This is a genomic window from Nocardioides sp. (genome assembly GCF_016462705.1).
Classification (GTDB): domain Bacteria; phylum Actinomycetota; class Actinomycetes; order Propionibacteriales; family Nocardioidaceae; genus Nocardioides.
Genome location: NZ_JAEMSS010000055.1, coordinates 16806 through 23992 on the forward strand (window position 1 = coordinate 16806; position 7187 = coordinate 23992).

Below are 7187 nucleotides of genomic sequence, written 5' to 3' on the forward strand. Positions count from 1 at the left end.
GGGTAGGACAGGTCGAGGTCGGGGTGGTGGTCGGCCTCGTCGGCCGCGGCGCCGATCCGGTCGGCCAGCTCGAGACCCGTGGCGAAGCTGCCCGTCCGGAACCTCGCGTGCAGGACTCCGAGCAGCCAGCGCCAGTCGTCGACCCCGCTGTCGCGGACGGCCGGGTATCCGATGATCGTCGTGGGGTCCGGCTCGGTCACGGCAGCACCTTCTGTCCGATGGGTCCAGGGTTGGTGGCGATCTCCCAGCGGTACCCGTCCGGGTCGCCGAAGTAGCCGGTGTAGCCGCCCCACTCACGCTCGACCGCCTCGGTGACCGGGTCCGCGCCGGCGGTCCGGGCGCGCTCGAGGATCTCGTCGACCTCGGCCTCCGTCGCCACGTTGTGGGAGATGGTGAACGGCGGGACGCCATCACCCTCGGCGATCCGTCCCACCTCGGCCTCGAAGTGCTCGCGGTCCCACAGCGAGAGCACGAGCTTGTCGCCCGCCATCAGCATCACGACGTCGCCCTCGACCTCGAGGTCCGCGGTCCAGCCGAGCCCGTCGAGGTAGAACCGCCGGCTGGTCTCGAGGTCGCGCACCGCCAGGGTCAGGAAGCTGATCCGTTGGTCCATCACCCCAGTCTTGCCCTGACCTCCGACAGCGCAAGCCGCTGCCGGCCCTCCTGGTCGAAGTTGTCCGGCTGCAGCCAGGTCTGCAGCGCCAGCCGGACCGCCGGCCACTCGGCGTCAGTGACCGAGAACCAGTCGGTGTCGCGGCTGCGGCCCTGGGTGACCATGTGGTTGCGGAACCGGCCCTCGTAGGTGAACCCGAGCCGCAGCGCCGCCTGCCGGGACGGCTCGTTGAGGGAGTCGCACTTCCACTCGAACCGCCGGTAGCCGAGGCCGTCGAAGAGGTAGCGCATCAGCAGGTACGTCGCCTCCGTCGTCGCGGGGGTGCGCTGCAGCGAGCGGGCGTAGACCACCGCGGCGACCTCCCCCTGCCCGCGCCCGGGGTCGATCCGGTAGAGCGAGGTCAGCCCGGCCGGCTCGCCACCCAGCGGGAGGACGGCCCAGGTCAGGTTGTCGCTGGACTCCGCCCAGTCGTCGACCAGGTCCGCGAGCGCGCCCTCGGTCGCGGGGACCGGGTTGGGGCGGTAGGTCCACAGCCCGCCGTTCTCGGGTCCGCAGAGCGAGGCGAACAGGGCCGGGACGTGGGTGACCGACACCGGCTGGAGCGCCACGTGGCGGCCCATCAGCCCGATCCGGGCGGGACGGTCGCGCGGCTGCCACCCCGGGACGACGTCGCCCACCGGTTGGCCGAACTCGTTGATCTCGGGCACATCAGCACCGTACGACCCCGCGGGCCCCCTACGCTCGCGCCCATGCACCGCGCTCGGGCCTGGCACGCGGTGACCGGCGTCGTGGCGATCGCCGCCCTGGTGCTCCAGCTGGTGCTCGTGATGCAGGGTGGCCGGGTGCTCGACGAGACCGACCAGCCCGGTCTCGGGGTGCGCCTGGCCAGGTTCGTCGCCTACTTCACCGTCCAGAGCAACGTGCTGGTCGCGCTCACCTCCGTCCACCTGGCCCGTGACCCCGCTCGCGACGGCCCGGCGTGGCGGGCCGTGCGCCTGGCGGCGGTCGTCGGGATCTCGGTCACCGGCGTCGTGCACTTCGTGCTGCTCCGGCCACTGCTCGACCTCGAGGGCGCCGACTACGCCGCGGACAAGCTGCTGCACATGGCGGTCCCGGTGCTGGCGGTCGCGGGGTGGGCGGTGTTCGGCCCGCGGCCACGGATCGACCTCCGGTCCGTCCGCCTCGCGCTGTGCTGGCCGCTGGCCTGGCTGGCCGTGACCCTGGTGGTCGGCGGGGCGTCGGGGTGGTACCCCTACCCGTTCCTGGACCACCGCGAGGACGAGGGCGTGGCCGGCGTCGTGGCCAGCAGCGCCGGGATCACGGTGTTCTTCCTGCTCCTGGTCTGGCTGGCCGGCCTCTATGACCGCCGTGCCAAGGTGGCGCCATGAGCATCGATCCCGACATCCCGCCGAGCGGCACCGGGTGTGCCGACTGCGAGGCCGCCGGCGGCTGGTGGGTGCACCTGCGCCGCTGCGCGCAATGTGGCCGCGTCGGCTGCTGCGACACCTCCCCCGCCCAGCACGCCACCGCGCACTTCCAGTCGTCCGGCCATCCCGTCGTGCAGAGCTTCGAGCCCGGCGAGGACTGGTTCTGGGACTACGAGAAGGAGAAGGGCGTGCTCGGCCCGGCGCTCGCACCGCCCACCAGCCGGCCCGACGACCAGACCGTCCCCGGTCCCGCGGATCGCGTGCCGGCGAACTGGCAGGACCTGATCCACTGACGGTGCCGCGGCGGCCGTCTGCGTCGGTTCAGTCACCCGAGGCGCTGAGTCACCACGCCGACCCCGTCCCGCACGGTCACGGTCGCGGAAGCGCCGTTGACCAGCGGCAGGAACGGCTGGGTGTGGCCGATGTCGGCGTCGAGCACCACCGGCACGTCGAGCGTCCCGAGCGCGTCGGCGACCGCCTCGTGCTGGCTCATCTTCTCGGCGTCAGGTGCGGCCGTCCTGCCGATCAGCACCCCGCTCGCGTGCTCGAACCACCCGCCCAGCCGGAGCCCGTGCAGGGCGCGCGCGGCGTCGTAGGCCCCGTGCTCGCAGACCTCGAGGTAGACCAGCAGCCCCTCGTCGGCGTGCTCGCGGCCGAACGCCGGCACGTCGGCGTACGGCGTCCCCGCCATCGGCGAGACCACCTCGACGCACCCGCCGATGAGCACCCCGCTGAGCTCGGCGTCGCCACCGCCGAGCACGGACCACGACGTGGCCCGGTCCAGCGTCATCTCGGTCACGCCCGGCTCGGCCACGTAGTCGTCCCACCCGTCGCGGGTCCGCCCCGGGCTCGTCTGCGACACCGCGCCGGTGGCGGTGGCCAGGTCCAGCCAGTGCGCCAGCCCCTCCGGGGCGGCGTACGCCGTGTCCGCGAGGTTCCAGCCGTGCAGGGTCGCCCAGCCCGAGCGGAGGGTCAGCGGCAGCAGCACCGAGCAGATGTCGCTCCAGCCGACCAGCCACGTGGGATCGAGGTCGCGCAGCGCGTCCCAGTCGACCTGGTCGAGCAGGTCGATGGCGGTCTCGCCGCCCCAGGGCGGGACGACTGCCGCGATGTCAGGGTCGCTGAGGAACGCGACCAGCTCGGCGGCGCGCTGCTCCTTCGGCGCCGAGACGACCTTGTCGTCACCCATGCACTCGCCCACGACCACGTCGTAGCCGCGCTCGCGCAGCGAGGCGATCGAGGCCTCGACCCGCGGGCGGAGCCGGTCGCCGACGCCGCTGGACGGGGAGGTGACGGCGATCCGGTCGCCGGGCTCCAGTGGGCGGGGGAAGCGGGTCACCTGTCCGAGGGTGTCATCCCCACCAGCACGTCGCGAACGCTTTCGAGGCCGGACCGCACCTCGGCGAACGACGTCGACAGCGGCGAGAGGCCGATCCGCAGGCCGTGCGGGTCGCGGTAGTCGGGGATGACGTCCCGCTGCCACAGCGCGGCGGTGACCTCGCGCATCAGCGGGTGGTTGAGGGTGACGTGGCCCCCGCGGAGCTCCGGGTCGCGGGGCGAGGCGAGCTCGACCCCGAGCGGGGTGAGCAGCTCGTCGGCGACGTCGACGGCGTACGACGTGAGGGCGACCGACTTCGCGCGGACCGCGTCGATGCCGGCGTCCGCGACCAGCGCGAGCATGTCCTGGAGCGCCAGCATCCCCACGATCGCCGGGGTGCCGGACAGGAAGCGCCGGATGCCCTGGGCAGGCTCGTAGGAGGGACCCATGAGGAAGGGCTCGGCGGCGCCCATCCAGCCCTGGATCGGCTGGGTGAGCTCGTCCTGGAGCCGGCCGGCGACGTAGAGGAAGGCGGGCGACCCGGGGCCGCCGTTGAGGTACTTGTAGGTGCAGCCGACCGCCAGGTCGACCTCCCACTCCTCGAGCAGCACCGGCACCACACCGGCGGAGTGGCACAGGTCCCACAGCACCAGGGCCCCGGCGTCGTGGGCGATCCGCGTGATGGCGGGGACGTCGGCCAGCCAGGCGGAGCGGTAGGCGACGTGGTTGACCAGGACCAGGGCGGTCTGCGGACCGACGACCGCGGCGACCTGGTCGGGCGTCACCCCGGCTGTGGTGTCGACGTCGATCCAGCGCAGCGTCAGCCCGCACTCGTCGGCCACGCCGGCCGCGACGTAGCGGTCGGTCGGGAACTGGTCGCGGTCGAGCACGATCTCGGTGCGGCCGGGCCGGGCCGCCACCGCGGCGCGGATCAGCTTGTAGAGCAGGACGGTCGTCGAGTCCCCGACCGTCACGGTGCCCGGGCCCGCACCCAGGCAGGCCGAGGCGAGGTCGTCGCCGATCACCCGGGGCAGCTCCAGCCAGGCCTCGTCCCAGCCCCGGATCAGCCGGCCGCCCCACTCCTGCTCGACGAACGCCGTCAGCCGCGGACCCGTCACACGCAGGGGCCGGCCCAGGGAGTTGCCGTCGAAGTACACGAGGGGCGACTCCGCGCCGACGAACCGGTCCCGATAGCCGCCCAGCAGGTCGCCCGCGTCGAGGTCCGCGGCGGCAGGGTCCACAGCGGCAGGATCCACAGTGGTCACTGGTAGCTCACGAACTGCACCCTAGGCCGCAGCCGGCGCACGTCGCCGGGCTTCATCAGCCTTCTGTCCTCGTCGTAGAACAGCTTGAAGCCCAGGAAGAACTGCCGGGGGCGGACCACCGTGTGGAAGGTGTTGCGCTTCTGCGCGGGCGTCCCGAAACCGTCGACGTGCTGGACCATGACCAGCCCGGTCCGCGGCTCGACGTCGCCGATGTCCTCGATCATGTCGGTGCGGAACTGGTGCAGGACGAACAGCTTCTGCGGCAGGTCCTCGATCCGCACCAGCTTCCTGAGCCAGTCCGACACCCGGTTGACCTCGGTGGCGCTGACCGAGCCGATCTTCTGGCCCGGGACGCCGCGCCGCCCCATCCGCCACTCGGGGTCGAGCGCCAGCCCGACGTAGGGGTCCTCGAGCGCCCACTTCCAGCGGCGGGCCACGGTGAGGAAGTGCTCCCGACCGGGCTGGATGTCCAGGAGGAGCAGCGCCCCGTGCCGGTGGGCCGCGTCGATGTAGCGCTGGACGTCGGCCCGCGCGATGTCGTGGTTGAAGTCGCGGTCCTTGCCCGGCTGGGCGTCGGCGACCGTGACGATCAGCTCGAAGACGATCTGGACCTCGCTGTCGGGTCGCTCGAACGGCGCCGCCGCCTCGCGCAGCCGCTTCACCATCCGGTCCGGGGACCGCTCACCCAGCACCCCGAGCGCGCCGGTGTTGGCACTGCCGTAGTAGGCGACCAGGAACCGCCTGTCGCCGAAGATCTTCGTCCGGCCACCAGGCAGGGTCGCCTGCTCAGCGGGAGGCGGCTCGACCGGCTCGACCGGATCGCTCGGATCGGTCGGCGTCGGCGCCGGGGTGGTGGGGGTCCCGACGGGCTCCACCGGCGCCGGCGACTGGCTCGACCTGCCCGCCCCGTCGCCCTTCCCTGTGTCGGCGGCCACGCTGGACAGCGCCAGCATGCCGACGAACACGAGACCCAGCACGGCCATGACGGCCCAGGTGCGCTTCTCCATCGGCGAGGAGCGTACGTGCTCCCGTCAGAGCGCGCCCTCGGCCAGGAGCCCGTCGAGCTTGGCGTAGCCGTCGTTGACGCCGGGCTCCATCGAGGTGAGCATGCCGTCGCGAGCCTCGAAGCCGTCGTAGAGCGAGTCCGCCCGGAGCAGGGTCCGCCCGTGGCCGAGGTCCTCGAACGTGAAGGTCTCCAGGCACACGGCGTCGGGGATGCCCTCGAAGGTGAAGGTCCAGACGATGCGGTCCTCGCGCACGGTGTGGAAGCAGCCGTGGAAGCCGTACCGGTCGCCACCGAACACGCCCTCGTAGCGCCAGCTGCCGCCGGTGCGCGCGTCCCACTGGTCGATCTCGAGGGTGCTGCCGTCCGGGCCCATCCACCGCACGACCAGCTCGGGGTCGGTGTGCGCCCGGAACAGCTGGGCAGGTGTGGCCGCGAACTCGCGGGTCATCCGGATCACCGGCAGGTCGGACGGAGCCTCGATCGTGGTCGTGCCGTCGCTCGTCGTGGTCGTGGATGTGGTCATGCCGTCTCTCCTTGCTCGGGATGGTGGTCGAGGTCGTGCTCGTCGTTCAGCTCGGCCAGGACGGCGTCCAGTCGCTGGTAGCGCGCCTCGGCCGCCCGGCGGTAGCGCTCGATCCACGCGGTCATCAGGTCGAGCACCTCCGCCTCGAGATGCACCGGGCGCCGCTGGGCGTCCCGCCCCCGGCTGACCAGCCCCGCGCCCTCGAGCACCTTGAGGTGCTTCGAGACCGCTTGGAGGGACACGTCGTAGGGCTCCGCCAGCGCACCCACGGTCGCGTCGCCCACGCTGAGCCGGGCCACCAGGTCGCGGCGGATCGGGTCGGCCAGGGCGGCGAACACCTGGGAGAGCTGGTCGGTCATCTCGTCCTCAACTGATTGGTTGAATACGAGGAGGATGGCAGCGTCGATCCAGCTTTGTCAACCATCTGGTTGACAACTGTCCGGCGGGTGGATGAGTCCCCTGATATCCGGGGACCCCTGCACTTCTGGGCCAAGATCTCGGTGCAGAAGCGCGGGAGTCACCGGAGATCAGGGGACCCCTCCCCCGGGGGTCAGCCGGTGACGGCGCCGTGGGCCGCGGACTGCACCATCGCGGCGTACTTGCCGAGGACCCCGCGCGTGTACTTGGGCGGGTTGGGCGTCCAGCCGTCGGTGCGGGCCGCGAGCTCGTCCGCGTCGACGTCGAGCTCGAGCGTGCGGTTGAGGACGTCGAGCGTGATCTGGTCGCCGTCCCGGACGAACGCGATCGGGCCCGCGTCGACGGCCTCGGGGGCGACGTGACCCACGCACAGACCCGTCGTACCTCCGGAGAAGCGCCCGTCGGTCAGCAGCAGGACGTCCTTGCCGAGGCCGGCCCCCTTGATCGCGCCGGTGATCGCGAGCATCTCGCGCATGCCCGGCCCGCCCTTGGGTCCCTCGTAGCGGATGACCACCACGTCGCCCGCGACGATCCGGCCGTCGGCGAGCGCGTCCATGGCGGCCCGCTCGCCGTCGAAGACCCGCGCCGTGCCGGTGAAGACCGAGTCGTCGAAGCCGG

The 7187-nt window shown here is 72.4% G+C and carries 11 protein-coding genes; 2 read left to right on the forward strand and 9 right to left on the reverse strand.

Features of this window, described 5'->3' with window-relative positions:
- The 3 genes from JHD21_RS09180 to JHD21_RS09190 all read right to left on the reverse strand — a co-directional run.
- A partial coding sequence (locus JHD21_RS09180; RefSeq protein WP_292673831.1) for a 4a-hydroxytetrahydrobiopterin dehydratase occupies positions 1-200 on the reverse strand: 200 nt, incomplete at its 3' end.
- Positions 197-613 carry a VOC family protein gene (locus JHD21_RS09185; RefSeq protein ID WP_292673805.1) on the reverse strand — a complete coding sequence of 139 codons (417 nt, stop codon included), beginning with the start codon at positions 611-613 and terminating at the stop codon, positions 197-199. The genes JHD21_RS09180 and JHD21_RS09185, both read right to left, overlap by 4 nt.
- Complete coding sequence (locus JHD21_RS09190) at positions 613-1320, reverse strand: GNAT family protein (protein ID WP_292673807.1); 708 nt, start codon at positions 1318-1320, stop codon at positions 613-615. The genes JHD21_RS09185 and JHD21_RS09190 overlap by 1 nt, the downstream gene beginning before the upstream one ends.
- A gap of 42 nt (positions 1321-1362) precedes the next feature.
- On the opposite strand from JHD21_RS09190, the gene JHD21_RS09195 reads away from it, so the two are divergent.
- The gene (locus tag JHD21_RS09195; protein ID WP_292673809.1) at positions 1363-2001 is read left to right on the forward strand and encodes a Pr6Pr family membrane protein; all 639 of its coding nucleotides are present in this window, start codon (positions 1363-1365) and stop codon (positions 1999-2001) included.
- Positions 1998-2333: a UBP-type zinc finger domain-containing protein gene (locus JHD21_RS09200; RefSeq protein WP_292673812.1), complete on the forward strand. Its 336-nt coding sequence runs from the start codon at positions 1998-2000 to the stop codon at positions 2331-2333. The genes JHD21_RS09195 and JHD21_RS09200 overlap by 4 nt, the downstream gene beginning before the upstream one ends.
- A gap of 32 nt (positions 2334-2365) precedes the next feature.
- Here the strand turns inward: JHD21_RS09200 and JHD21_RS09205 are convergent, their stop codons facing one another.
- The 6 genes from JHD21_RS09205 to JHD21_RS09230 all read right to left on the reverse strand — a co-directional run.
- A complete protein-coding gene (locus tag JHD21_RS09205) occupies positions 2366-3379 on the reverse strand; it encodes a S66 peptidase family protein (RefSeq protein ID WP_292673814.1) in 1014 nt (337 codons plus the stop codon).
- Positions 3376-4599 carry an aminotransferase class V-fold PLP-dependent enzyme gene (locus tag JHD21_RS09210; RefSeq protein ID WP_292673816.1) on the reverse strand — a complete coding sequence of 408 codons (1224 nt, stop codon included), beginning with the start codon at positions 4597-4599 and terminating at the stop codon, positions 3376-3378. Before JHD21_RS09210 ends, JHD21_RS09205 begins: the two co-directional genes overlap by 4 nt.
- 20 nt (positions 4600-4619) lie before the next feature.
- A complete protein-coding gene (locus tag JHD21_RS09215) occupies positions 4620-5630 on the reverse strand; it encodes a hypothetical protein (RefSeq protein WP_292673818.1) in 1011 nt (336 codons plus the stop codon).
- Between the two features lie 24 nt (positions 5631-5654).
- Positions 5655-6152 (reverse strand): SRPBCC family protein, encoded by a 498-nt coding sequence (locus JHD21_RS09220; RefSeq protein ID WP_292673822.1) that lies wholly within the window; start codon positions 6150-6152, stop codon positions 5655-5657.
- A complete protein-coding gene (locus JHD21_RS09225) occupies positions 6149-6511 on the reverse strand; it encodes a metalloregulator ArsR/SmtB family transcription factor (RefSeq protein ID WP_292673825.1) in 363 nt (120 codons plus the stop codon). Before JHD21_RS09225 ends, JHD21_RS09220 begins: the two co-directional genes overlap by 4 nt.
- A 191-nt stretch (positions 6512-6702) precedes the next feature.
- Positions 6703-7187 (reverse strand): dihydroxy-acid dehydratase (locus tag JHD21_RS09230; protein WP_292673828.1); only part of this gene is annotated, 485 nt, incomplete at its 5' end.